Origin of the sequence: Citrobacter sp. RHBSTW-00524 (assembly GCF_013747755.1) — a bacterium.
Classification (GTDB): Bacteria; Pseudomonadota; Gammaproteobacteria; order Enterobacterales; family Enterobacteriaceae; genus Citrobacter; species Citrobacter braakii.
In genome coordinates this window covers 3,623,800-3,648,516 of sequence record NZ_CP056421.1, presented here as the reverse complement: position 1 = coordinate 3,648,516, position 24,717 = coordinate 3,623,800, and the positions used below count along the sequence as shown (strand labels likewise).

Below are 24,717 nucleotides of genomic sequence, written 5' to 3'. Positions count from 1 at the left end.
TTAATTAGTTAAGCGCTTTATCATTCGGTTCTTTGAACAGGGCTTTCATCTCGTCTGACAGTTCGAAATTCATGTTCAGGTTCTTCGGTGGAATTGGATTTTTAAACCACTTATCAAACCATTTCTCAGCTTCGCCTGAGGTCTGCGCCTTGGCGATAGTGTCATCCATCAGCTTTTTGAACTGAGGGTCATCTTTACGCAGCATGCAGCCGTAAGCTTCCTGAGACTGCGGCTTGCCGACGATCTCCCAGTTGTCTGGTTTCTTCGCCTTCGCGCGCTCGCCAGCCAGCAGGGCGTCATCCATCATAAAGGCAACGGCGCGGCCGCTTTCCAGAGTACGGAAAGAGTCACCGTGGTCTTTCGCGCTGATGATGCGCATATCCATTTTTTGCTCTTCATTCAGCTTGTGCAGCAGCACCTCTGAGGTGGTACCCGAAGTCACGACTACGGCTTTACCTTTCAGATCGGCGAAATCTTTGACGTCGCCGCCTTTTTTCGCCAGCAGACGAGTACCAACAACGAAAATGGTGTCAGAGAAAGCCGCTTGTTTTTGGCGCTCGACGTTGTTGGTGGTGGAGCCACATTCAAAGTCGAAGGTGCCGTTTTGCAGCAGCGGGATACGGTTTTGTGAAGTAATCGGGATCAGTTTCACCTGCAGGTCAGGCTTGTTCAGTTTTTTCTTCACGGCTTCAACGATCGCGTTGGAGTAATCCTGTGAATAACCGACCACTTTTTGTTGATTATCGTAGTAAGAAAACGGTACCGATGATTCACGGTGGCCGACCACAATCACGCCGTTTTTGGCGATCTTGTCCAGCGTGCTGCCTGCCGCTGGTGCTGCGTCTTCTGCGTGCGCCAGACCGGCGGACATTCCCATGACCAGCATGGCAGTGGCGAGCTTACGTAATTGCATATCCAACTCCTTTATCGTCTGCGCCAGGGACGCATTGATACCCATTGTGATGTTGTTATTGTTTGCTACTAAAACGTGCAGTCTTGTATATGTTTGTTAACATTTAGTTTGGATGAATGTAAAGAATTTGCTGTTTTATTGTTTATTTTTGCGAGGTGCGCCGCACCATTTGGGGGCAAAAATATCTTGTTGCACTTTTCAGGTGCTACCGGCGCTCAACGTTGGTGCGACCAGGTTGCACATTCAGCCAAAACTGCATTTGTCTTGTAGAACAAAGCAATAGACGTGCCAGAATGGGGAGCGGGAAATGTTTTGTGGGCCGGATAAGCGAAACGTTATCCGGCCGGGAAAGGAAGGTTACTTACGACGCTGGCGCAGGCTCATTACCACTGCACCAAAGCCAAACAGCGCGGTAAGCAGCCAGAGCGGCCAGTTACCGGTACGGGCATAAGGGGTTAAGCCCGTCGTTGGCGTCACGCTGGTGGTCAGGACCTGGCGGGTAAACTGCGGGATCATCGCCTGAATCTCACCCTGTGGACCAATCACCGCCGTAATACCGTTGTTGGTGCTACGCAGCAGAGGGCGCGCCAGCTCGAGGGAACGCATACGTGCCATCTGGAAGTGCTGCCACGGGCCGATGGATTTACCAAACCATGCATCGTTGGAAATCGTCAGCAGGTAGTCCGTATCCGGGCGGAAATTATCCCGTACCTGTTCGCCAAGAATGATTTCATAGCAGATGGCAGCCGTCAGCTTAAAGCCGTGCGCATGCAGCTGTGGCTGCACATAAGGCCCACGGCTGAAAGACGACATTGGCAGGTCAAAGAACGGCGCTAACGGGCGCAGGATCGATTCCAGCGGGACGAACTCGCCAAACGGTACCAGATGGTTTTTGTTGTAGCGGTTGCTGGAGTCGTAACTGTACGGGCTGTCTTTACCCAGTGTGATGATGGTGTTGTAGGTGTCGTAACGATTCTGCTTGTTCAGACGTGCGTCAACGATACCGGTAATCAGCGTGCTGTTTTTCGATCTCAGCAGGTCATCCATCATGCCCAGAAAACGCTGCTGATTAATTTCCAGGTCCGGGATAGCGGATTCTGGCCAGATGATCAGCTGTGATTTGCCCATCTCAGGCTGGGTGGCGTCGAGATAAATCTTCAGGGTGTTGAGTAACTGACCTTCATCCCATTTGAGCGACTGCGGAATGTCACCCTGCACCATCGAGACCTGAGTGGTTTTTTCCGGCTCAAGCGTGTACCACTGGATATAGCGCAGCGGAAAGGGCAGAGCAAAGAGCACTAGCGCGGCAATCAGCGGCTTCCAGTTACGCGTCACCAGCGACAGCGCCAGCAGGCCGCTAACCACCATCAGCAGGAAGTTAATCGCCTCAACGCCCATTACCGGAGCCAGCCCTTTTAACGGACCGTCGATCTGACTGTAGCCGAACTGTAGCCACGGAAAGCCGGTCAGTACCCAGCCGCGCAGGAATTCGGTTATTTGCCAGACGACCGGCGCGGCAATCGCCACGCGTATCCAGGTGGTTTTCGGCCACAGACGCGCCAACACGCCGGCAAACAGGCCGGTGTAGAGGGAAAGGTATGCGGCAAGCAGAACCACGAGGAACACATTAATGGGGCCCGGCATACCGCCAAACTGCGCGATGCTGACGTAAACCCAGTTGATGCCGGAGCCAAACAGCCCCAATCCCCAGAAGTAGCCGATTGCGGCAGACTGGAGCGGACGGCGATTGAAGGTAAGAGCCTGCAGGCCCATCAGCGAAACGATCGCAGCGGGCCAGATGTCATACGGAGAGAAAGCCAGCGTCCCGCAGGCACCGAATAATAACGCCAGCAGCAGGCGAATGCGCTGGCGTTCAATTAATGGGGCAAATGCCATGTAGTCTTAGATCCAGTTTCGGGTTTATTCGTCCAGTTTGGGCTGGGGTGAGTCGTCCGGAATTCTGACATGAACCTGAATAATACGACGGCTGTCGGCCATTGCCACTTTGAACTGGTAACCATCAATGTCGATAGTCTCCCCGCGCGCGGGCAGATGACCAAAGGCCTGCATGACCAGCCCGCCGATGGTATCTACTTCTTCGTCGCTAAAATGGGTACCGAAAACGTCGTTGAAGTCTTCAATCGGCGCCAGAGCGCGAATGGTCCAGGTGTGGCGACTAAGCTGACGGAAATCGATATCGTCTTCTTCGTCGTACTCATCTTCAATTTCACCCACGATCAGTTCAAGGATGTCCTCAATGGTCACCAGACCTGAGACACCGCCGAATTCGTCGATGACGATAGCCATATGATAACGCTGGGAGCGGAACTCTTTCAGCATGCGGTCAACTCGCTTGCTTTCAGGTACGACAACCGCCTGGCGTAACACTTTCTCCATGCTGAAGGCTTCGGCATCGCTGCGCATAAACGGCAGCAGATCTTTGGCCATCAGAATCCCTTCAATGTGATCTTTGTCTTCGCTGATCACCGGGAAACGCGAGTGGGCAGACTCGATTATGACATCGAGACATTCGTCCAGGGTCTGGTTGCGTTTCAGGGTAATCATCTGAGAGCGAGGGATCATGATGTCGCGCACGCGTTGGTCCGCAATATCCATCACCCCTTCGAGCATATCGCGCGTATCTTCATCGATAAGGTCGTTTTGCCCGGAATCACGGATCAGCTCCAACAGTTCGTCGCGGTTTTTTGGTTCACCGTGGAAAAGTTGGCTCAGTAACAGGGAGAAAAATCCCTTTTTGCTGTTTAAGGTGTCACTACTGTGTGAATTGTCGTCGCTCATGGCGTCGTATGGGTTCTCATGTTAGTTAATACAAAGCTCGTCATGCGTATATTCAGCTGTTGACGGCATGTCTCTTCATCGTACTTCAAACCAGGTAAGCCGGATAAGGCGCAATACCTGATGGCGGCTGCGCCTTATCAGGCTTACAAGATTTCGAAATGCTTATTCTTTCTCGGCAATGTACGGATCCTCATAGCCCAGAGCAAGCATAATCTCTGTTTCGAGGGATTCCATCTCTTCCGCTTCATCGTCTTCGATGTGGTCGTAACCGAGTAAATGCAGGCTACCGTGCACCACCATGTGCGCCCAGTGGGCCTCAAGCGGTTTGCCTTGTTCCTGCGCTTCTTTCTCGACTACTTGACGGCAGATGATCAAATCGCCCAGCAGCGGCATTTCAATGCCCGGCGGGGCTTCAAACGGGAAAGAGAGTACGTTGGTTGATTTATCTTTCCCGCGATAGGTCAGGTTCAGCTCGTGGCTTTCCGCGTCATCGACCAGACGAATGGTAACTTCAGACTCTTCCTGAAACTGGGGGATCACCGCATCCAGCCAACCCTGAAACTGACTTTCTGTTGGTAAACCGGATTCGTCTTCACATGCCAGCTGTAAATCGAGAATAACCTGACTCATTTTTGTTCCTGCTCCTGAGCTTCGCGCTTGCGTTCTGCAGCCAGCTCGGCTTTGCGTTTCTGTTCTGCTTCTTCCCAGGCTTCATACGCCGTGACGATACGGGCGACCACCGGGTGGCGAACCACGTCTTCGCTATGGAAGAAATTAAAACTAATTTCGTCGACTTCAGCCAGCACTTCAATGGCATGACGCAGACCGGATTTGGTGCTTCGCGGCAGGTCAATCTGGGTGATATCGCCGGTGATAACCGCTTTAGAGTTAAAGCCGATACGGGTCAGGAACATTTTCATCTGTTCGATGGTGGTGTTCTGGCTCTCATCAAGAATGATGAACGCATCGTTTAATGTACGACCGCGCATGTAGGCCAGCGGCGCAACTTCAATGACGTTACGCTCAATCAGCTTTTCGACCTTCTCAAACCCGAGCATTTCGAACAGTGCGTCATACAGCGGTCGTAAGTAGGGATCGACTTTCTGGCTGAGGTCACCCGGCAGGAAGCCGAGTTTTTCGCCCGCTTCCACTGCCGGGCGGGTCAGCAGAATTCGACGGATCTCCTGACGCTCAAGCGCATCAACCGCAGCGGCAACCGCAAGATACGTTTTACCCGTACCCGCAGGGCCAACGCCAAAGGTGATGTCGTGGTCGAGGATATTCGCAATGTATTGTGCCTGGTTCGGCGTACGCGGCTTAATTACCCCGCGCTTGGTTTTGATGTTCACCGCTTTGCCAAATTCCGGCACGCTGTCTGCGCTTTGCTCAAGCACTCGCGCTTCTTTAATTGCCAGATGAATTTGTTCAGGCTCAATGTCCTGCGTCTGACCGCGCATTGGGGCAGTATCGACGTACAGGCTACGTAAAATATCTGCCGCCGCGGTGACGCAAATTGGGCGACCGGTCAGCTTAAAGTGGTTATCACGGCGGTTAATTTCGATGCCGAGGCGACGTTCCAGCTGCTTGATGTTGTCATCAAATGGGCCGCAAAGGCTCAACAGGCGGGCATTGTCTGCGGGTTCAAGGGTGATTTCACGAGTGTCTATGTTCAAACTGTTCCTCTTTTGCATGTCTTGCCGGACGCTGAACATTTACCGGCATCTAAGGAAATTATTCACGCCATGGGGGAAAGGCGCAAGCATTGCGATAAATATGGGGATGATGAGGTAGATTACAAGGCCCGCCGGGGCAGCGAGCCCAGAAGAGTAAGCCCGATAAGCGTAGCGCCATCGGGCATTGAAGATTAAGGCTGATAAATACCGACGCCCAGATCGTTTTCTTTGCGGGTACGCGCAATAACCGACTCAGGGGATTCAGCGATGCGCAGACCCATTTCGTCTTCGGTGCGCACCACTTTACCGCGCAGGGAGTTCGTCCAGACATCGGTAATTTCTACATCCACGAACTTACCGACCATTTCCGGGTTGCCTTCAAAGTTCACCACTCGGTTATTTTCGGTACGGCCAGACAGTTCCATGATGCTTTTACGCGATGTGCCTTCAACCAGAATGCGCTGGGTCGTGCCGACCATGCGACGGCTCCAGGCCATGGCTTGCTGGTTAATACGCTCCTGCAGAATATACAGGCGCTGTTTTTTCTCTTCTTCCGGCACGTCGTCAACCATATCGGCGGCAGGGGTGCCTGGACGCGCAGAGAAGATAAAGCTGTAGCTCATGTCAAAATTGACGTCTGCAATCAACTTCATGGTCTGCTCGAAATCCTGCGTGGTTTCGCCTGGGAAGCCAACGATGAAGTCGGAGCTAATCTGGATATCCGGACGCGCTGCGCGCAGTTTGCGGATGATCGCTTTATATTCCAGCGCGGTATGGGTGCGTCCCATCAGGTTCAGTACGCGATCTGAACCGCTCTGTACCGGCAGGTGCAGGAAGCTCACCAGTTCTGGCGTGTCACGATACACTTCAATGATATCATCGGTGAATTCGATCGGATGGCTGGTGGTGAAGCGGATACGGTCAATGCCATCGATCGCCGCGACCAGCCGCAGCAGATCGGCAAAAGATCCGATCGTGCCGTCGTAGTTTTCACCGCGCCAGGCGTTCACGTTTTGTCCCAGCAGGTTCACTTCACGCACGCCTTGCGCCGCAAGCTGGGCGATTTCAAACAGGATATCGTCCGCCGGACGGCTCACTTCCTCACCGCGGGTGTATGGCACCACGCAGTAAGTACAATATTTATTACAACCTTCCATGATTGACACGAAAGCGCTTGGACCTTCAGCACGCGGTTCCGGTAGGCGGTCGAATTTTTCGATCTCAGGGAAACTGATATCAACCACCGGGCTACGGGTGGTACTTCCACGCACTTTGTTAATCATTTCCGGCAGACGATGCAGGGTTTGCGGCCCAAAAATAATATCGACATAGTGCGCGCGTTGGCGAATATGGTCGCCTTCCTGAGACGCAACACAGCCACCGACACCGATGATCAGCTTGGGGTTTTTCTCTTTTAACAGCTTCCAGCGGCCCAACTGATGGAAGACTTTTTCCTGAGCCTTCTCACGGATAGAGCAGGTATTCAGCAGCAGCACATCCGCTTCTTCGGCCACGTCGGTCAGTTGATACCCATGGGTGGCATCCAGCAGATCGGCCATCTTCGATGAATCGTATTCGTTCATCTGACAGCCCCAGGTTTTAATATGGAGTTTTTTGGTCATCGACTTGCTCTTGCGAAATTGTGGCTGAAATGCAGGGCGCATAGTGTACTGCTTTGGCGCGGTTGTGACCAGTATGACGGATGTCAGCCTCAAGGGGTAAAAAATCCTGTAAACTTACACAATACATGTAACAGGATAATTGACCATGACAAATCAACCAACGGAAATTGCCATTGTCGGCGGGGGGATGGTCGGCGGCGCGCTGGCGCTAGGACTGGCGCAGCATGGATTTACGGTAACGGTCATTGAGCATGCCGTTCCCGCGCCGTTTGTGGCTGACGGACAGCCTGATGTCAGAATTTCGGCCATCAGCTCCGCCTCCGTGTCGTTACTGAAAGGGCTGGGCGTCTGGGATACGGTTCAGGGGATGCGCAGCCATCCTTACCGTCGTCTGGAAACGTGGGAATGGGAAAATGCCCATGTGATGTTTGATGCCGCCGAGCTTAAGCTGCCCTTGCTGGGCTATATGGTGGAAAACACGGTCCTGCAACAGGCGCTCTGGCAGGCTCTGGACGTTCACCCCAAAGTCACGCTGCGCGTGCCTGCGTCGCTGATCTCTCTGCATCAACATAACGATCGGCATGAGCTTGAGCTGGCTGGTGGCGAAAAAATTAGTGCGAAGCTGGTCATCGGCGCCGATGGCGCAAATTCTCAGGTGCGGAAAATGGCCGGGATTGGTATCCATGCCTGGCAGTATGCGCAGTCCTGTATGTTGATAACCGTGCAGTGCGAGAATTCGCCGGGAGACAGCACCTGGCAGCAATTCACCCCTGACGGTCCGCGCGCATTTTTACCGCTGTTTGATAACTGGGCCTCGTTGGTGTGGTACGACTCACCGGCGCGTATCCGCCAGTTGCAAGGTTTGAATATGTCGCAACTGCAGGTGGAGATCGCCAAACATTTCCCATCGCGACTCGGTAACGTTACACCTGTGGCAGCGGGGGCATTCCCGCTAACGCGCCGTCACGCGCTGCAATATGTGCAGCCAGGACTGGCGCTGGTGGGTGACGCCGCGCATACCATTCATCCGCTGGCGGGGCAGGGCGTTAATTTGGGGTTCCGTGATGTGGATGCGCTGATTGACGTGCTGGTGAATGCGCGCAGCTACGGTGAGTCCTGGGCAAGTCAGCCGGTGCTGAAGCGCTATCAGAACCGTCGCATGACTGACAATTTCATCATGCAAAGCGGCATGGATCTGTTCTACGCAGGATTTAGCAACAACCTGCAGCCGCTGCGTATCATGCGTAATCTTGGGCTAATGGCCGCAGAGCGCGCCGGTATGTTGAAACGCCAGGCACTCAAGTACGCGTTAGGATTGTAATTCAGACAGGCCTACAGAGAACGTTGTAGGCCTGGTAAGCATGACGCCATCAGGTAATAAATGCAGGAAAGCAAAAAGCTCGCCGAAGCGAGCTTTTTTAATATGGCTGGGGTACGAGGATTCGAACCTCGGAATGCTGGTATCAGAAACCAGAGCCTTACCGCTTGGCGATACCCCAACGGGTGCATCCACAGAATGGACGGCTTTTTGAAATTGGCTGGGGTACGAGGATTCGAACCTCGGAATGCTGGTATCAGAAACCAGAGCCTTACCGCTTGGCGATACCCCAACAATTTTTTGGATTTACCGAACGAGTCGATACGTCCTTAATATGGTGGCTACGACGGGATTCGAACCTGTGACCCCATCATTATGAGTGATGTGCTCTAACCAGCTGAGCTACGTAGCCAGATATTATCATATTCTTCGATGGCTGGGGTACCTGGATTCGAACCAGGGAATGCCGGTATCAAAAACCGGTGCCTTACCGCTTGGCGATACCCCAATGACCGTTGCGGTGAACCGCTACATCGAAGAAAAAATGGCTGGGGTACCTGGATTCGAACCAGGGAATGCCGGTATCAAAAACCGGTGCCTTACCGCTTGGCGATACCCCATCCGTGCAACGCTTACGGGTGAATGGTGCGGGAGGCGAGACTTGAACTCGCACACCTTGCGGCGCCAGAACCTAAATCTGGTGCGTCTACCAATTTCGCCACTCCCGCAAAAAAGATGGTGGCTACGACGGGATTCGAACCTGTGACCCCATCATTATGAGTGATGTGCTCTAACCAGCTGAGCTACGTAGCCATCTTTTTTTCGCGTAACCTTATCGGCGTTGCGGGGCGCATTATGCGTATTGAGCCTTGAAGCGTCAACCCCTTTTTCATTGAAAATAGCTGGAATGTGACTGTTTGGTTAGGTTGCGAACAGCATGACGCAATATTCGGCAATTATTAGTTATTAATTGTTTTTTTGCACAGAAAATAGACATAAAAAAGAGCCCCGCAGGGCCCTTTTCTAAGGATTAACTTATTTATAAGCGGACTGATGTACGCCAACCGCACGACCAGAAGGATCGTTCATGGTTTTAAACGCCTCATCCCATTCGATTGCTTTGGCAGAAGAACAGGCAACAGACGGCCCGCCAGGCACACATTCCGCAGCGCTCGCAACCGGGAACAGCTCTTCGAAAATCTCACGGTACAAATACGCTTCTTTAGATGATGGCGTGTTGTAAGGGAAACGGAAGTTGGCGGTTTCCAGTTGTTGGTCAGAAACTTGCTCAGCGGCCACCTCTTTCAGGGTATCAATCCAGCTGTAACCGACACCATCGGAGAACTGCTCTTTCTGGCGCCATGCAACGCTTGCTGGCAGGTAGGACTCAAAACATTCGCGCAGAACATGTTTTTCCATTTTGCCGTTGCCGCACATTTTGTCCTGCGGGTTGATGCGCATCGCCACATCAAGGAATTTCTTATCCAGGAAGGGCACGCGAGCTTCCACTCCCCAGGCCGACATAGCTTTGTTGGCACGGGCACAGTCGAACATATGCAGCGCCTGCAGCTTACGCACGGTCTCTTCGTGCAGCTCTTTTGCATCTGGTGCTTTGTGGAAATAGAGATAGCCGCCAAATACTTCGTCAGAACCTTCGCCCGACAGCACCATTTTAATGCCCATAGCTTTAATTTTACGCGACATTAAGTACATCGGGGTCGAGGCGCGAATCGTCGTAACATCGTAAGTTTCGATGTGATAAATCACGTCGCGGATAGCATCCAAACCTTCCTGCACGGTGAAGTGGATCTCATGGTGCACAGTACCCAGATGGTTCGCCACCTCTTGCGCGGCTTTCAGGTCCGGAGCGCCTTCCAGGCCTACGGCGAAGGAGTGCAACTGCGGCCACCAGGCTTCGCTACGCTCCTGATCTTCAACACGACGCGCGGCGTATTTTTTGGTGATTGCGGAAATGACGGATGAATCCAGACCGCCGGACAGCAATACACCATAAGGAACATCTGACATCAGGTGGCTTTTCACTGCATCTTCCAGTGCCTGACGCAACTCGTTTTTATCGGTAACGTTGTCTTTTACCGCATCGTATTCAAACCAGTCGCGCTGATAGTACTGACGAATTTCGCCGTCTTTACTCCATAAATAGCTACCGGCCGGGAATTCTTTGATCGTGCGACACACGGGAACCAGAGCTTTCATTTCAGACGCAACGTAGAAGTTACCGTGCTCGTCGTAACCCATATACAGCGGGATGATCCCGATATGATCGCGACCGATCAGATAAGCGTCCTGCTCGCTGTCGTACAGAGCAAAAGCAAACATGCCTTGCAGGTCATCCAGAAACTCTGGGCCTTTTTCCTGATACAGTGCAAGGATAACTTCGCAGTCGGAACCGGTCTGGAACTGATAGCGATCGCCGTATTCAGCGCGCAGCGCCTGATGGTTATAAATTTCACCGTTAACCGCCAGGATATGCGTTTTCTTCACGTTGTACAGCGGCTGAGCACCGGCGTTGACGTCGACGATGGATAGACGTTCGTGCGCCAGAATGGCGTTATCACTGGCGTAAATACCCGACCAGTCCGGGCCGCGATGGCGCATCAGACGAGACAATTCCAGGGCTTTTTTACGCAGTTCAACTGCGTCAGTTTTAATATCGAATACGCCAAAAATAGAACACATAACCTTCTCCGTTAACCTGTTGCGTGATGCTTTTTATGTTTGCTTGATAAAGAAAATGCCGCAAAGCTGGAGAGGGCGCAAGTGAATTACGGGTCAGAAAATAAAAAACGCAATGGTCATTGTGGATTGGTGAAAAAAGATTACAGAATAGACGGGTTTATTAATGAATCGATAATTTTATGGCGGTTTTATTAAATGGAAGGATTTCTTCTGGCCGGATATGACGCGGGGGCGTCTTATCCGGCTTACGCATCAAATCACATCAATTTCCGCAACGGACGGGTAAATCCAGCTTGGTCTGAACGGCATGCTGTCAATGTCGTCGAGCGTCGAAACGCCAGACAATACCAGGATGGTCTCGAGACCCGCCTGGAAGCCCGCCAGAATATCGGTACGCAGGTTGTCGCCAACGATAACGGTCTCTTCCGAATGCGCCTGCATTTTGTTGAGCGCCGCGCGAATAATCCACGGGCTGGGTTTGCCCACATAAAACGGCTTGCGGCCAGAGATTTTTTCGATACCAGCGCACAGCGCACCACAGGCGGGATAAAAGCCGCGTCCGTGAGTATCCGGGTTTGTGGCGATGAAACGCGCGCCGTTGGCCACAAAATATGCTGCTTTATGCATCATGTCCCAGTTATAGGATCGCGTCTCGCCAACAATCACAAAATCGGGGTTCACGTCAGTAATAGTAAACCCGGCTTTATACAGCTCGTGAATTAACGCACCTTCACCTACCACGTAGGCCTTTTTCCCTTCCTGGCGGCGAAGAAAATCAGCGGTAGCCATGGCGGAAGTATAAAAGACGCTATCAGGGACATTCACACCCGCGGTGGCGAAGCGGTTTGCCAAATCCTGCCCGGTCTGTGAAGGATAGTTAGTCAGCAAAACTAACGGCAGGCCTTTTTCCAGGATCCCAGTCAGAAATTCTGCCGCACCCGGTACGGCAACATTGTCGTGCATCAGCACGCCGTCGATATCACAAATTACATTCTTAATGGCCATGGACAATCCGACATCAAAAAAAGAAGGCATTACTATACACAAAATACACTAAATCATTCGAGTTGCATCAAGGGGGCAAGTCTGAGAACCCCGGGAGCTTACTGAAGTAAGTGACTAGGGTGAGCAGATGCAGCTAACGCAGAGGCTGCTTGGTATTAGCTTTCCAGCAAACGTTGCAGCAATGTACCGTTGAGCATCGCACGCTTCACCAGCGCAAAGGCGCCAATGGCTGAACGGTGATCCAGCGTGGAACGAACCACCGGTAAATTGTGGCGAAACGCTTTCAACGCCTGCGTGTTGATACAGCTTTCTATAGCAGGCAGCAGCACTTTATCAGCCTCGGTAATCTCGCCCGCAATGACGATTTTTTGTGGGTTAAACAGGTTGATGGCGATGGCGATGGTTTTACCCAGGTGACGACCAACGTGCTCAATGACTTCTGATGCCAGGTTATCGCCTTTATTAGCCGCCTTACAGATGGCTTTAATGCCGCAATCATCCAGCGTGAGTCGGCTGGGATAACCCTGTTTCAATAAGTTCTGCACGCGGTGTTCAATAGAGGCATTAGCGGCAATTGTTTCCAGACAGCCGAAATTACCGCAGTGACAGCGCTCACCCAGCGGCTCTACCTGAATATGGCCAATCTCACCCACGTTGCCATTGCGACCAATAAAAATTCGGCCATTGGAGATGATTCCCGCCCCGGTTCCGCGGTGAACACGCACCAAAATGGAGTCTTCGCAATCCTGGCTTGCCCCGAAATAGTGCTCGGCCAGCGCCAGACTGCGAATATCGTGACCGACAAAGCAGGTGACCTTAAAGCGTTTTTCGAGTGCTTCGACCAGCCCCCAGTTTTCGACCTGAATGTGCGGCATATAGCGGATGACGCCGCTTTCAGGATCAACCAGGCCTGGCAGAATGACGGAAATCGCAACCAGCTCGCGGATTTTCCGCTGGCAGTTCTCAATAAAGGTGGCAATGGTGTTGAGCAGCGCATACTCGAGCGTTTCCTGGGTGCGCTCCGGGAGGGGATAATGCTCTTCAGCGACCACTTTACTGCTCATATCATAGAGCGTGAGCGTAGTATCGTGGCGGCCCAGGCGTACGCCAATCGCGTGGAAATTGCGGGTTTCGGTGACGATAGAGATAGCGCGGCGGCCCCCGGTAGAGGCCTGCTGATCGACTTCTTTGATCAGCCCGCGTTCAATCAATTGACGCGTAATTTTCGTTACGCTGGCGGGGGCAAGCTGGCTTTGCTCGGCAATTTGAATTCGCGAGATTGGCCCATGCTGGTCAATCAGGCGATAAACCGCCGCGCTGTTAAGCTGTTTTACGAGATCAACATTACCTATTTGAGCTTGTCCGCCTGGTGTCATTCTTTCTCTTACTCAGTAACGACCTCGTTGCCATTAACGATGGTCTTGATAATTTTAAAGTCGTGCGTGAACGCAGTCAGGTTGGCTACTTTGCCTGGCGCGATGCTGCCGAGTTGTTTGTCGACGCCAATGGCGCGAGCAGGGTAGAGCGTTGCCATACGTAAGACTTCGTCGAGAGCGATATTCGCATGTTCGACCAGATTGCGTACGCCTTCAATCATGGTTAATGATGAGCCGCTCAGTGTACCGTTCTCATCAACGCACAATCCATTACGGTAGTATATTGTTTTACCAGCGAAAATGAACTGTTCAATGTTTGCACCTGCTGGTGCGGTTGCGTCGGTGACCAGGCACAGCTTGTCGCCTTTCAGGCGTTTGGCATTACGAATGTTAACGTAATCAACGTGGAGGCCATCGGCGATGATACCGCAGTAGATATCGGCTTCATCAAGAATAGCGCCCGCCAGACCTGGTTCGCGACCGGTAATGTACGGCATCGCGTTGAACAGATGCGTCGCAAAGGTGATACCTGCGCGGAACCCGATTTTTGCTTCTTTTACCGTTGCATTTGAGTGACCCGCAGAAACCACAATACCCGCATTCACCAGCTTGGTAATGACCTCTACCGGGACCATTTCTGGCGCCAGCGTTACTTTGGTGATCACATCGGCATTATTGCACAGGAAATCAACCAGCGCAGCGTCCGGTTGACGGACAAATCCCGGATTATGGGTGCCTTTTTTCACCAGATTCAGCCACGGACCTTCCAGATGAAGTCCTAGTGCCTGATTTGGGTGTTTCGCCAGGTATTCACGCATGACGCGAACGCCTTGTTTCATCAGGTCATCGCTGGTGGTGATAAGCGTTGGCAGGTAGCTGGTGCAGCCAGATTTTTCATTGGCTTTCTGCATGATTTCCAGCGTTTCAACGGTCACGGCTTCTGCCGTATCGTTAAACTGTACGCCGCCGCAGCCGTTTAGCTGTACATCGATAAAACCGGGGGAAACAATGGCCCCATTCAGTGAGCGCTGTTCAATTCCTGACGGTAACTCAGCCAGTGGGCAAACGCTGTCAATCAGGCCATTGGCGACAACAATCGCATGGTCATCAAGAATTTCGTGACCGGTAAAAATCCGGCCCTGGGTTAAAGCATACATTCCGACCCCCGATTTCAAAAAATGCCGCCCTGCAACTTATCGACAGGGCGGAGACATCAATTACAGACCTTTAATATTTTCCGCTTCTAACTCGTTAAAGTATTTCAGCGTCTTCACTTTCAGTTCCATGGTGGAAGGCTCATCGCAGACCACAACGGCTTTCGGATGCAACTGCAGACAGCTGATGGTCCACATATGGTTAACGTTGCCTTCAACGGCGGCTTGCAGCGCCTGCGCTTTCTGGTGGCCCAGTACCAGGATCATCACTTCTTCGGCATCCAGCAGGGTGCCCACGCCAACGGTCAGCGCATATTTAGGCACCTGGCTGACGTCGCCGTCAAAGAAGCGTGAGTTCGCAACACGCGTGTCGTGAGTCAGCGTTTTGATGCGAGTACGGGAAGCCAAAGAAGAGGCTGGTTCGTTGAACGCGATGTGACCATCGTTGCCTACGCCGCCCATAAACAAGTGGATTTTACCGTAAGAACGGATTTTTTCTTCATACTGACGGCATTCTGCATCAATATCCGGTGCGTTACCATTGAGGAGGTTGATGTTTTCTGCTGGAATATCAACGTGATCAAAGAAGTTGCGATGCATGAAGCTATGGTAGCTTTCCGGATGCTCTTTCGGCAGGCCAACATATTCGTCCATATTGAACGTCACAACATGCTTGAAGCTTACCTGGCCCGCTTTGTGCATTTCAACCAATGCTTTGTAGGCTGTCAGCGGAGTACCGCCAGTCGGCAGGCCCAAAACGAACGGACGATCAGCCGTTGGTTTGAACGCGTTAATACGGTTAACGATATGGCGAGCAGCCCATTTGCCGACTTGTTCAGCGGTATTCAGGGGGATCAGTCTCATTCTTCACCTCAAAAGTAAATGTAAGCAATTGGCGGATTGAGTCTCTGTGCAGTATTAAGCGTAACCTGGTTTTGCATCGGTAAGGATCAATCCGTTTCGATTTTTTGAATGATAAAATAAGTTTTCGTAGTTAGCCAGTGGAAGGGAGGGTTAATAACGATATTTGGTGACTGGAATCACAAAAAACACGCATTTAATTTGCGATACGAATTAAATTTTCACACACTCTGAATGTAGATGAATGGTTAATATTGTTGTTCCAGAATCTTGCTGTCAGGAATGGTCGCACAATAAAAATATGGCTTCAAAGAAGCCTAATCGGGGTCTCGTAGGGGGAATAAAATGAATATTTTAGGTTTTTTCCAGCGGCTGGGTAGGGCGTTACAGCTCCCCATCGCTGTGCTGCCAGTCGCGGCACTGCTGCTGCGATTCGGCCAACCAGATTTACTTAACGTACCCTTCATCGCGCAAGCGGGTGGGGCCATCTTTGATAACCTGGCGTTAATTTTCGCTATCGGTGTGGCTTCCAGCTGGTCAAAAGACAGCGCGGGTGCTGCAGCGCTGGCGGGTGCGGTCGGTTATTTCATATTGACCAAAGCAATGGTTACCATTAACCCGGCCATCAACATGGGCGTGCTGGCAGGTATCATCACTGGTCTGGTCGGCGGTGCAGTGTATAACCGTTGGTCTGGTATCAAATTACCTGACTTCCTGAGCTTCTTTGGCGGCAAACGCTTCGTGCCGATCGCCACTGGCTTCTTCTGTCTGGTGCTGGCTGCTATCTTCGGCTACGTGTGGCCGCCGGTGCAGAACGCCATCCATGCGGGAGGTGAGTGGATCGTGGGTGCTGGCGCGCTGGGTTCCGGTATCTTTGGTTTCATCAACCGTCTGCTGATCCCAACCGGTCTGCATCAGGTGCTGAACACTATCGCCTGGTTCCAGATTGGTGAATTCACTAACGCTGCAGGTACCGTATTCCACGGTGACATCAACCGCTTCTACGCGGGTGACGGCACTGCGGGTATGTTCATGTCTGGCTTCTTCCCGATCATGATGTTTGGTCTGCCGGGTGCGGCGCTGGCAATGTACTTCGCCGCTCCGAAAGCACGTCGTCCGATGGTTGGCGGTATGCTGCTGTCCGTTGCGATCACCGCGTTCCTGACCGGTGTTACCGAGCCGCTGGAATTCCTGTTCATGTTCCTGGCGCCATTGCTGTACCTCCTGCACGCACTGTTAACGGGTATCAGCCTGTTCGTTGCAACACTGCTGGGGATCCACGCGGGCTTCTCCTTCTCCGCAGGGGCTATCGACTACGTGTTGATGTACAACCTGCCGGCGGCAAGTCAGAACGTCTGGATGCTGGTCGTGATGGGCCTGGTGTTCTTCGTCATTTACTTTGTGTTGTTCAGCGCGGTTATTCGTATGTTTAACCTGAAAACGCCGGGCCGTGAAGATAAAGAAGACGATATCGTTACTGAAGAAGCGAACAGCAACACTGAAGAAGGTCTGGCTCAACTGGCAACCAACTACATTGCAGCAGTTGGCGGTACCGATAACCTGAAAGCGATTGATGCTTGTATCACTCGTCTGCGTCTGACCGTTGCCGACTCCGGTCGCGTAAATGATGCGATGTGTAAACGTTTAGGCGCATCTGGAGTGGTTAAGCTGAACAAGCAAACTATCCAGGTCATCGTGGGTGCGAAGGCCGAATCTATCGGCGACGAAATGAAGAAAGTTGTCGCGCGTGGCCCGGTGGCTGCAGCGTCTGGTGAAAGTGCGCTAGCAGCAGCGGCTCCGGTTGCTAAACCGCAAGCTGTAGCGAACGCTGTAACCGTTGAAACTTTAGTTTCTCCGATTACCGGTGACGTGGTTGCGCTGGAGCAGGTGCCTGATGAAGCCTTCGCCAGCAAAGCTGTAGGCGACGGCGTGGCGGTGAAGCCAACGGATAAAATCGTGGTTGCTCCGGCTGCCGGCACCATCGTGAAAATCTTCAACACTAACCATGCGTTCTGTCTGGAAACCGTTAAAGGCGCGGAAATCGTGGTCCACATGGGTATCGATACAGTAGCGCTGGAAGGTAAAGGCTTTAAGCGTCTGGTTGAAGAAGGTGCGGAAGTGACTGCAGGTCAACCGATTCTGGAAATGGATCTGGAGTTCCTGAACGCTAACGCACGTTCCATGATTAGCCCGGTTGTGTGCAGCAACAGCGATGATTTCGGTGCTCTGGTCATTAAAGCCGAAGGTCATGTGGTTGCTGGTCAAACACCACTGTATGAGATTAAAGGTAAATAACTGCTCCTGAGTAAAGTGAGTTAAGTGCCTTAAGCGGCGGGGGATATTCCTCCGCCGCTTTTTTTTGCAGCAAATACCCTCATATATCCTGTTGAAACACCTTTTTTGTGCAACTAATAGTTGTCTCCTGACGTTGCTTATAAGATCATGTTCCGTTATACGTTGTTTACGCTTTGAGGAATCCACGATGAGTGAGGCTGAAGCCCGCCCGAGTAACTTTATTCGTCAGATCATCGATGAAGATCTGGCCAGTGGTAAGCACACCACTATCCATACACGTTTTCCACCGGAGCCAAATGGCTATCTGCACATTGGCCACGCGAAATCCATTTGTCTGAACTTTGGCATTGCGCAAGATTACCAGGGCCAGTGCAACCTGCGTTTTGATGATACGAACCCGGTTAAAGAAGATATCGAGTACGTTGAGTCGATTAAAAACGACGTTGAATGGTTAGGTTTCCACTGGACTGGCGATATTCGCTACTCTTCGGATTACTTCGATCAGCTTCACGCCTATGCGGTTGAACTTATTAATAAAGGCCTGGCGTACGTTGATGAACTGTCAGCGGAGGAGATCCGCGAATACCGCGGCACTCTGACGCAGCCGGGTAAAAACAGCCCGTTCCGCGATCGTAGCGTCGAAGAGAACCTGGCACTGTTCGAAAAAATGCGTACCGGTGGTTTTGAAGAAGGTAAAGCCTGCCTGCGCGCGAAAATCGATATGGCTTCGCCGTTTATCGTGATGCGCGATCCGGTGCTGTACCGTATTAAGTTCGCCGAACACCACCAGACCGGCAACAAGTGGTGCATCTACCCGATGTACGATTTTACCCACTGCATCAGCGATGCGCTGGAAGGCATTACGCATTCACTGTGTACGCTGGAGTTCCAGGATAACCGTCGTTTGTACGACTGGGTGCTGGACAACATCACCATTCCGGTTCACCCGCGCCAGTACGAATTCTCGCGCCTGAATCTGGAATACACCGTGATGTCCAAACGCAAGCTGAACCTGCTGGTGACCGACAAGCACGTTGAAGGCTGGGACGATCCGCGTATGCCGACGATTTCTGGCCTGCGTCGTCGTGGTTATACTGCTGCCGCTATTCGTGAGTTCTGCAAACGCATTGGCGTGACCAAGCAGGATAACACCATTGAGATCGCTTCTCTGGAGTCCTGCATTCGCGAAGATCTGAACGAAAACGCCCCGCGCGCGATGGCAGTTATCGATCCGGTGAAACTGGTTATCGAAAACTACCCGCAGGGCGAAAGTGAGTTGGTTACCATGCCTAACCATCCGAACAAACCGGAAATGGGCAGCCGTGAAGTGCCGTTTAGCGGTGAAATTTGGATCGATCGCGCAGACTTCCGCGAAGAAGCGAACAAGCAGTACAAGCGTCTGGTGATGGGCAAAGAAGTACGTCTGCGTAATGCTTACGTGATCAAGGCTGAACGTGTAGAGAAAGATGCAGAAGGGAATATCACCACCATTTTCTGCACCTACGATGCCGACACCCTGAGCAAAGATCCGGCTGATGGCCGTAAAGTAAAAGGTGTTATTCACTGGGTGAGCGCGTCCCATGCGCTGCCGATTGAAATCCGTTTGTACGATCGTCTGTTTAGCGTGCCAAACCCAGGTGCGGCGGAAGACTTCCTGTCCGTTATCAACCCGGAATCGCTGGTCATTAAGCAGGGCTACGGTGAGCCGTCACTGCAGGCTGCGATTGCAGGTAAAGCGTTCCAGTTTGAGCGTGAAGGCTATTTCTGCCTGGACAGCCGCTATGCAACGGCTGACAAGCTGGTATTTAACCGCACTGTAGGTCTGCGCGATACGTGGGCTAAAGTCGGCGAGTAATTCCTGTCACACTGCCTCAAACGCCGCCAACGCGACGTTTGAGGCGGATTTTTCTGTTTTACTTATGCTGCATTAACGCCTGAACCCGCTGCTGGCTGCGTTCCAGCACCACCGATGTCTCCTGCTTACCCACCGTCGCCTGATTGACCATTTCACTGAGGATCATGGAGCCGGTAATATCCCCCATCCGCGTAAAGTTCTTCTCGCCGACCGATCCAAAGACCTGCATATTCGGGTACTGGGCAATCAGCTGTTCAGGGAGAGTTCCAAAGACTTTGACGGCAGGGTTGTCCTTCCAGCTGACGTTTTGCGCGGCGGCCTTCGTCACCGGCAGCATCGCCCCCGGAGACATCAATACCCAGTCAGCCGCGTTCTGCGCCTGTCCCATAAAGCTGACAAATTTTTCGGCGGCTTTCGTCTCTGCCTCAGTCTGACCGGTCGTGAGCGTTAATGATGTGATAACGCCAAATACGGCAGGTGATTTTTCGCTCGGCACGACAAAGCCTAAATCCGCCAGTGAACCATCCTGATAAATCGCTGGCAGGATGTAGGTCGAATAGACCGCCATCGGCGCGGTGCCGTTCATAAAGGCGTCTTTGATCTCTGTTACGTTGTTCGAGCCAGGCATGGTATAGCGGGCCAGTTCGCGATAATAGTTCAGCGAGGCCTGCATTTCCGCTGAGTTAACCGTGATGTCGCCGTTTGCGTTGAACACATTGGCACCGTTTGAAAGTGCGAACTGAGAGAAGGTTTGTTCGCTCATGACGCTTTCAGCCGTCGGCAGCGCGATGCCATATTTTTTACTGGCGCTGTCGGTCAGCCTGCGTGCCGCTTCCAGCAGCTGCGTCCAGTTTTTGGGTTCGTCGATTCCCGCTTTAGCCAGTACCGATTTACGATACCAGACTCCCTGCAGCCAGGCGCTGATCGGCACGCCGGTATAGGCCGTTCCGTCTTCGGTGCGAACAATGCGCAGCACGCCGTCGTAGAAGGCGCTTTCACCTTGCCTGTCGATCAGCGTTTTCACCGCTTTGTGGTCGATAAGCTGCTCTTTATCCATGACTTTGGCATAGTCATGGCTGACCTCGACGACCTCCGGCAGTGATCCTGAGCGGGCAAGGGTAATGATTTTGGTATTATAGGCATCCTCTTCGACGGGAACCTGCTTCACAATAATATCCGGATTCTCTTGCTGAAAGCAGTTGATGATCCCGGCAATGACGGTCTGGCGCTCCTGCTCAACGGCGGAGTGCATAAATTCGATGGTCACCTGCTGCGGTTTATCCTCACAGCCTGAAAGCAAAACGGCTGTTACAAGCGCCAGCATTGTTTTTGATATGTTCATTTTTAATCCTTTGTTGTCGTCCATTTCCGTTAATTAACAACTGGCGCTGATATGGATAGCGTCCGTCGACAGCGCACCTGCACAAATCAGTAAACCGATCCCGCCATCCATCAAGGCTTCGTGTTCAGCGTCCTCCACGTGCAGCGTTTTACCGTCAACGGTCGCGGAAATAATCTGCCCGTTGACGCTGATATCGAACGACACAGGGCGCTCGTACACGTCGGACAACGCCGCTTCTGCCAGAACTTTGGTGCTGGTGTCACGCACGCGGACGATTTGGAATTTTCCGTCGCGCAGGATGCGCGCGGCGTAATAGCGCCTCATCCCCTGCACCCGAAAAGCCAGACCGCCGTACTCCCCTAAATGCAGCGTAATGTCACTCTGAACGCGGTAGTTATCCCACTGCCGCGTTCCGTGAATAATCAATCCCTCGTCGAACTCTTTGGAGATGCGAAAGCTGGTGGGATAGTGGCGTGAAAAGAGATCCACGCCGTTTACCCAGGCCCGCCACCAGAAATTATTTTCCCCTGTGGGTTTACGCAGGGTCAGCTCAGGTGTGCCGTCCCAGCGCATACTGTCGATGAGCAGGCGACCGCGGGCAACGCGGGCATCTGTGCTGATTGTTACGCCAATCTCGCCGATCGGTTGGCCCTGGCAGTCCGGGAGATCCAACGCCAGCGTTAGCGAATCACCCGGGGCTATACTCTGCGCATCGCCGTACTGGGGCGTCAGCTGATTGTTGTCATCATAAACCCGGTAGCAGAGCCGCACGTTTAACGCGGATGTGTTATCCGGTGGCGCAATCAGGGTGGCCTGAAGACGCTGGCCTGGGTAGATAAGTGGGGTAGCCATTAAATCGTAGCTGCGCATTTCCACGATTTCAGGCGGGGTAAAGGTTTGCGTGGTCACGCTGGCGTGAAGTCCGGGCGAAAGATGGCGATAGTGCAGACTCAACATCTGCCGCCCCAGGTGCGCCTCATTCTTAACCTCAACCGCGGCCGCATTTTCTTCATTAAGCCAGCGGAAACCCTGCACGCTGCCCGGTAGTGAGAAATGGTACTGCGCGCCGGATTTTTTGGCTTCAGGGCGCGGCAGACCGGCAATCTGGTGTCCCAGCCCGACCAGGTAATCGGTGATCCGCACGGCGTTGTTTATGGAGAACCCCCCGTCGGCTGAGGAGATCAGCATTCTGTCCGCCAGCGGCCCGCGCCAGTCCGGGCCTGCGTCAATACCCTGGAGTCCCAGCATAATGCCGGACAGACAGCCGACATTCCCCGCATTGCAGTCAGTGTCCCATCCTGACGTATTGACAATGCACTGGGCCTGCTGGAAGTCGTCCGGCGCGTAAAGGATCGCCATAATCATCAGCGCATGATTAGGGATGATGTGACAATTGCTGGGATATTTGTGATAGCCATAGTTGTCGTCGATTCGCTGGCGGGTCGTCTGCCAGTCGTTATCTTCCCGTCGCCAGCGACGGATATCGCCAACCAACTGGGCTATTTGCGACTCTGCCGGGATCACGGATAGTCCGACGTCAATAAGCTGTTCGATCTCCTGGCAGATAAAGGCCTGTGATTCCATCGCCGCCCAGAGCATAGCGGCATACACCGCTTCACCGTCATGGCTCACGCTGGCGGCATTTTTGGCAAGTTCTGCCGCCAGACGGGGTTGTCCCGGTGCGACAAGCGCCCAGCTATCAATAAAGATTTGTGCGCCAATCTGTTCGGCAATCGTTTTCCCGTTGGTCGCAATGGCTCCGCTTAGCGGAGCCGGAATGCCTTTTTTGAGATTCAGCCAGGCGGTGTGTTCCGTCGAATTACCGTTGCCGCCCCACCAGAGAATGGTGCGCTTATCAATGATGTAATTAAGCCAGCAGTGCCCCATCTGATCCGCGCTCAGATCCGGCGGCAGGGCATAATCTTCCAGTGCGCGGATAAAGGTAAAGGTTCCGGCGACATCATCGTCGGTGACAACCAGCGGACGGTTAAATTTTTCGTGGACGTAATACTGGATCGGCCCCAGCTCCTGCATAATTTTTTCGTAGGTCCACCCTTCGAAAGGGCGGCCAAGGTAGACGCCGATTAGCTTCCCCAATACCCCTGCATAAACGCGCGACTCATAATCTGAAGGCAATTCCATCTGTTTGATCCTTGTGTGGTGTTTTATCAGCCGGTCAGGCGGATTCTCTTTTTACCAGGCCCCAGGGCATTTCTGTGGTGCTGCCCTGGAGCGGCGCGGTGATATCAGTTTGCGCCAGGAGGAGGGCGGCCGCTTTTTGCCCAAGCTGCTCCGGGTACTGGGCGATAGTGGTCAGGGAAGGGGTCACCAGCCCGGCGGCGGGAATATCATCGAAACCCATCACCGCAAGCTGCTCCGGGATAGTGATGCCTTTCTCCCTTGCGGCACGCATCACGCCGATAGCCATTAAATCGTTGGCGGCGAAAATCGCATCCGGGAGCGTGCCGTCATTAATCAGCTGCATCGCGATCTGATAGCCGCTCTGTTCGTTAAAACCTGGCAGAATTTTGATGCGCGGAAGGCGGCCGGCCTGGGTCATCGCCTGGCGATATCCTTCCACTCTGGCAGGCTCAGGACCGCCAGCGCTGGCGATCATCGTGATATTTTGGTGCCCCTGTGCCAGCAGATATTCGACGGCGCTGCGCGCGGCAGCGGCGTTGTCGATATAAACATTATGCAGCGGTAGCGGGCCGCTTTTTTTCATCCTGGCTTCAATACGTGCAATCGGGATCCCTGCCTGAAGATACGGGGCAAAATCTTTCATCCCGACGTTAAAAAATGTCCCTACCACGGCGTCGACCCGCCCCTGCGCTGACCAGCGCAAAAAATGCAGCTCTCTTTCCCGTAATCCATCGGTGCTGGCCACGATCGCATCGTAGTGATACCTATCCGTCACCGACTGGACACCACGGACGAGCGAGGCATAAAAAGGGTTGGCGATATCCGGCACGATGCAGGCGATCGACATGGTTTTATTGGTTTTCAGCGCTTGTGCAAAACGGTTCGGTATATATCCCAGCTGATTAGCCGCTTGCTCAACCCGGATCACTGTCTCCTGTGGGTAGGTGTGATTTCCTTTGGTGAGTACCACGGATACCACCGCCTGTGAAACGCCAGCCAGGGCCGCGACGTCTTTCTGTGTGATGCGTTTTGTCATTTATTTATCAACTTATACGTATAACCTGCATCTTTGAATAATGGGACACCCGGTAGCTGTCAATAAAAACCTTATAAAGTGAGTGTATTTGTGTGGAAAATCCGAGGACGGTCACATCAACGACGGAGAGTGAATTCAGGAGCTCGAACGTTCTGTTTGCAGAGCGAATTAATGACGTTCGAGAATTAATTTGTTTTGCGAATGCAAAGACAATTATTAAGGGTTGAATTATATATATAATAATAAAATTGAAGATATCTATATGTATATAAAGTGTTTTTTATTGTTTTTGTGAATTTTTTTACTCCCAAAGCAAAATGTAACAGAAAACAAGAAAATATGTGCGGTTGCTCATACTATTACATACTCGTTACAGAAAGAGATTGATAATTCGCGTCGCGAAAAATAGTCTATTCATTGTAGTCACTGAGGTTTTCTCAGCGCTACTTTTTTAATTTTTGTTTTTTCGCTGTCCGCTTTTGTCGGCAGCATTTTATACCCAATGGATTTCGAGTTGCATCAAGGCGGAGACGCAGCGCGTGCGCTGTCCCCGAAGGGGCGAGGCCAAAGGCCGAGTAAAGCCAACACCGATGCAGCTTGAAAAACGAAGGGTTATACGTCAAAGA

General features: G+C 52.4%; 17 protein-coding genes and 7 tRNA genes. 3 read left to right on the top strand and 21 right to left on the bottom strand.

All coding sequences use genetic code 11. From position 1 onward, the window contains the following. Positions 1-4: 4 nt before the first annotated feature. From gltI to miaB, 6 genes are all read right to left on the bottom strand, one after another. Positions 5-913 (bottom strand): glutamate/aspartate ABC transporter substrate-binding protein GltI, encoded by a 909-nt coding sequence (gene gltI / locus HV229_RS17710; protein WP_016152242.1) that lies wholly within the window; start codon positions 911-913, stop codon positions 5-7. 357 nt (positions 914-1,270) lie between these two features. Beyond that, the gene (gene lnt / locus HV229_RS17705; RefSeq protein WP_181546037.1) at positions 1,271-2,809 is read right to left on the bottom strand and encodes an apolipoprotein N-acyltransferase; all 1,539 of its coding nucleotides are present in this window, start codon (positions 2,807-2,809) and stop codon (positions 1,271-1,273) included. A 24-nt stretch (positions 2,810-2,833) separates the two neighbouring features. Then, positions 2,834-3,712 (bottom strand): CNNM family magnesium/cobalt transport protein CorC, encoded by an 879-nt coding sequence (corC, locus tag HV229_RS17700; RefSeq protein ID WP_181546035.1) that lies wholly within the window; start codon positions 3,710-3,712, stop codon positions 2,834-2,836. Positions 3,713-3,874: 162 nt separating this feature from the next. Then, entirely contained in the window at positions 3,875-4,342 is a 468-nt protein-coding gene (gene ybeY / locus HV229_RS17695) for an rRNA maturation RNase YbeY (protein ID WP_003835559.1), read from the bottom strand. Then, entirely contained in the window at positions 4,339-5,385 is a 1,047-nt protein-coding gene (locus HV229_RS17690; RefSeq protein ID WP_019076268.1) for a PhoH family protein, read from the bottom strand. The genes ybeY and HV229_RS17690 overlap by 4 nt, the downstream gene beginning before the upstream one ends. Positions 5,386-5,576: 191 nt before the next feature. After that, positions 5,577-7,007 (bottom strand): tRNA (N6-isopentenyl adenosine(37)-C2)-methylthiotransferase MiaB, encoded by a 1,431-nt coding sequence (gene miaB / locus HV229_RS17685; RefSeq protein WP_016152245.1) that lies wholly within the window; start codon positions 7,005-7,007, stop codon positions 5,577-5,579. Between the two features lie 145 nt (positions 7,008-7,152). On the opposite strand from miaB, the gene ubiF reads away from it, so the two are divergent. Beyond that, the gene (ubiF, locus tag HV229_RS17680; RefSeq protein WP_065554191.1) at positions 7,153-8,328 is read left to right on the top strand and encodes a 3-demethoxyubiquinol 3-hydroxylase; all 1,176 of its coding nucleotides are present in this window, start codon (positions 7,153-7,155) and stop codon (positions 8,326-8,328) included. Between the two features lie 103 nt (positions 8,329-8,431). On the opposite strand, the gene HV229_RS17675 is transcribed toward ubiF, so the two are convergent. The 12 genes from HV229_RS17675 to nagB form a co-directional block, all read right to left on the bottom strand. Next, positions 8,432-8,506, bottom strand: a tRNA-Gln gene (locus HV229_RS17675). A 36-nt stretch (positions 8,507-8,542) separates the two neighbouring features. After that, a tRNA-Gln gene (locus tag HV229_RS17670) sits at positions 8,543-8,617 on the bottom strand. Between the two features lie 43 nt (positions 8,618-8,660). Continuing rightward, positions 8,661-8,737 (bottom strand) — tRNA-Met (locus HV229_RS17665). A 21-nt stretch (positions 8,738-8,758) separates the two neighbouring features. After that, positions 8,759-8,833 (bottom strand) — tRNA-Gln (locus HV229_RS17660). Between the two features lie 37 nt (positions 8,834-8,870). After that, positions 8,871-8,945 (bottom strand) — tRNA-Gln (locus tag HV229_RS17655). Between the two features lie 23 nt (positions 8,946-8,968). Then, positions 8,969-9,053: transfer RNA gene (locus tag HV229_RS17650), tRNA-Leu, on the bottom strand. A gap of 8 nt (positions 9,054-9,061) precedes the next feature. Then, positions 9,062-9,138: transfer RNA gene (locus HV229_RS17645), tRNA-Met, on the bottom strand. Between the two features lie 222 nt (positions 9,139-9,360). Continuing rightward, entirely contained in the window at positions 9,361-11,025 is a 1,665-nt protein-coding gene (asnB, locus tag HV229_RS17640; protein WP_181546033.1) for an asparagine synthase B, read from the bottom strand. 252 nt (positions 11,026-11,277) lie between these two features. Then, entirely contained in the window at positions 11,278-12,030 is a 753-nt protein-coding gene (nagD, locus tag HV229_RS17635) for a ribonucleotide monophosphatase NagD (RefSeq protein WP_005121413.1), read from the bottom strand. A gap of 155 nt (positions 12,031-12,185) precedes the next feature. After that, the gene (locus HV229_RS17630; protein WP_016152247.1) at positions 12,186-13,406 is read right to left on the bottom strand and encodes an N-acetylglucosamine repressor; all 1,221 of its coding nucleotides are present in this window, start codon (positions 13,404-13,406) and stop codon (positions 12,186-12,188) included. Between the two features lie 8 nt (positions 13,407-13,414). Continuing rightward, positions 13,415-14,563, bottom strand: coding sequence for an N-acetylglucosamine-6-phosphate deacetylase (gene nagA / locus HV229_RS17625; RefSeq protein ID WP_032931096.1), 1,149 nt, complete (start codon positions 14,561-14,563; stop codon positions 13,415-13,417). A 60-nt stretch (positions 14,564-14,623) separates the two neighbouring features. Further along, entirely contained in the window at positions 14,624-15,424 is an 801-nt protein-coding gene (gene nagB / locus HV229_RS17620; protein ID WP_003022803.1) for a glucosamine-6-phosphate deaminase, read from the bottom strand. A gap of 342 nt (positions 15,425-15,766) precedes the next feature. Between nagB and nagE the strand changes: the two genes are divergently transcribed. Together nagE and glnS are read left to right on the top strand one after the other, a co-directional pair. Continuing rightward, positions 15,767-17,716 (top strand): PTS N-acetyl glucosamine transporter subunit IIABC, encoded by a 1,950-nt coding sequence (gene nagE, locus HV229_RS17615; protein ID WP_181546031.1) that lies wholly within the window; start codon positions 15,767-15,769, stop codon positions 17,714-17,716. Between the two features lie 187 nt (positions 17,717-17,903). Continuing rightward, positions 17,904-19,571 (top strand): glutamine--tRNA ligase, encoded by a 1,668-nt coding sequence (gene glnS, locus HV229_RS17610; RefSeq protein ID WP_016152250.1) that lies wholly within the window; start codon positions 17,904-17,906, stop codon positions 19,569-19,571. Between the two features lie 58 nt (positions 19,572-19,629). Here glnS and HV229_RS17605 read toward each other — a convergent pair whose 3' ends face one another. From HV229_RS17605 to HV229_RS17595, 3 genes are read right to left on the bottom strand one after another with little or no spacing between them, the layout of a single operon-like run. After that, a complete protein-coding gene (locus HV229_RS17605) occupies positions 19,630-20,913 on the bottom strand; it encodes an ABC transporter substrate-binding protein (protein WP_181546029.1) in 1,284 nt (427 codons plus the stop codon). Between the two features lie 33 nt (positions 20,914-20,946). Continuing rightward, entirely contained in the window at positions 20,947-23,055 is a 2,109-nt protein-coding gene (locus tag HV229_RS17600) for an ADP-ribosylglycohydrolase family protein (RefSeq protein ID WP_181546027.1), read from the bottom strand. Between the two features lie 34 nt (positions 23,056-23,089). Then, entirely contained in the window at positions 23,090-24,091 is a 1,002-nt protein-coding gene (locus tag HV229_RS17595) for a LacI family DNA-binding transcriptional regulator (protein ID WP_137366608.1), read from the bottom strand. Positions 24,092-24,717 lie beyond the last annotated feature (626 nt).

Excerpts from the sequence above, each read along its gene's own strand:
- gltI (WP_016152242.1), bottom strand. The coding sequence starts at position 913 with ATGCAATTACGTAAGCTCGCCACTGCCATGCTGGTCATGGGAATGTCC.
- lnt (WP_181546037.1), bottom strand. The coding sequence starts at position 2,809 with ATGGCATTTGCCCCATTAATTGAACGCCAGCGCATTCGCCTGCTGCTG.
- corC (WP_181546035.1), bottom strand. The coding sequence starts at position 3,712 with ATGAGCGACGACAATTCACACAGTAGTGACACCTTAAACAGCAAAAAG.
- ybeY (WP_003835559.1), bottom strand. The coding sequence starts at position 4,342 with ATGAGTCAGGTTATTCTCGATTTACAGCTGGCATGTGAAGACGAATCC.
- miaB (WP_016152245.1), bottom strand. The coding sequence starts at position 7,007 with ATGACCAAAAAACTCCATATTAAAACCTGGGGCTGTCAGATGAACGAA.
- ubiF (WP_065554191.1), top strand. The coding sequence starts at position 7,153 with ATGACAAATCAACCAACGGAAATTGCCATTGTCGGCGGGGGGATGGTC.
- asnB (WP_181546033.1), bottom strand. The coding sequence starts at position 11,025 with ATGTGTTCTATTTTTGGCGTATTCGATATTAAAACTGACGCAGTTGAA.
- nagD (WP_005121413.1), bottom strand. The coding sequence starts at position 12,030 with ATGGCCATTAAGAATGTAATTTGTGATATCGACGGCGTGCTGATGCAC.
- HV229_RS17630 (WP_016152247.1), bottom strand. The coding sequence starts at position 13,406 with ATGACACCAGGCGGACAAGCTCAAATAGGTAATGTTGATCTCGTAAAA.
- nagA (WP_032931096.1), bottom strand. The coding sequence starts at position 14,563 with ATGTATGCTTTAACCCAGGGCCGGATTTTTACCGGTCACGAAATTCTT.
- nagB (WP_003022803.1), bottom strand. The coding sequence starts at position 15,424 with ATGAGACTGATCCCCCTGAATACCGCTGAACAAGTCGGCAAATGGGCT.
- nagE (WP_181546031.1), top strand. The coding sequence starts at position 15,767 with ATGAATATTTTAGGTTTTTTCCAGCGGCTGGGTAGGGCGTTACAGCTC.
- glnS (WP_016152250.1), top strand. The coding sequence starts at position 17,904 with ATGAGTGAGGCTGAAGCCCGCCCGAGTAACTTTATTCGTCAGATCATC.
- HV229_RS17605 (WP_181546029.1), bottom strand. The coding sequence starts at position 20,913 with ATGAACATATCAAAAACAATGCTGGCGCTTGTAACAGCCGTTTTGCTT.
- HV229_RS17600 (WP_181546027.1), bottom strand. The coding sequence starts at position 23,055 with ATGGAATTGCCTTCAGATTATGAGTCGCGCGTTTATGCAGGGGTATTG.
- HV229_RS17595 (WP_137366608.1), bottom strand. The coding sequence starts at position 24,091 with ATGACAAAACGCATCACACAGAAAGACGTCGCGGCCCTGGCTGGCGTT.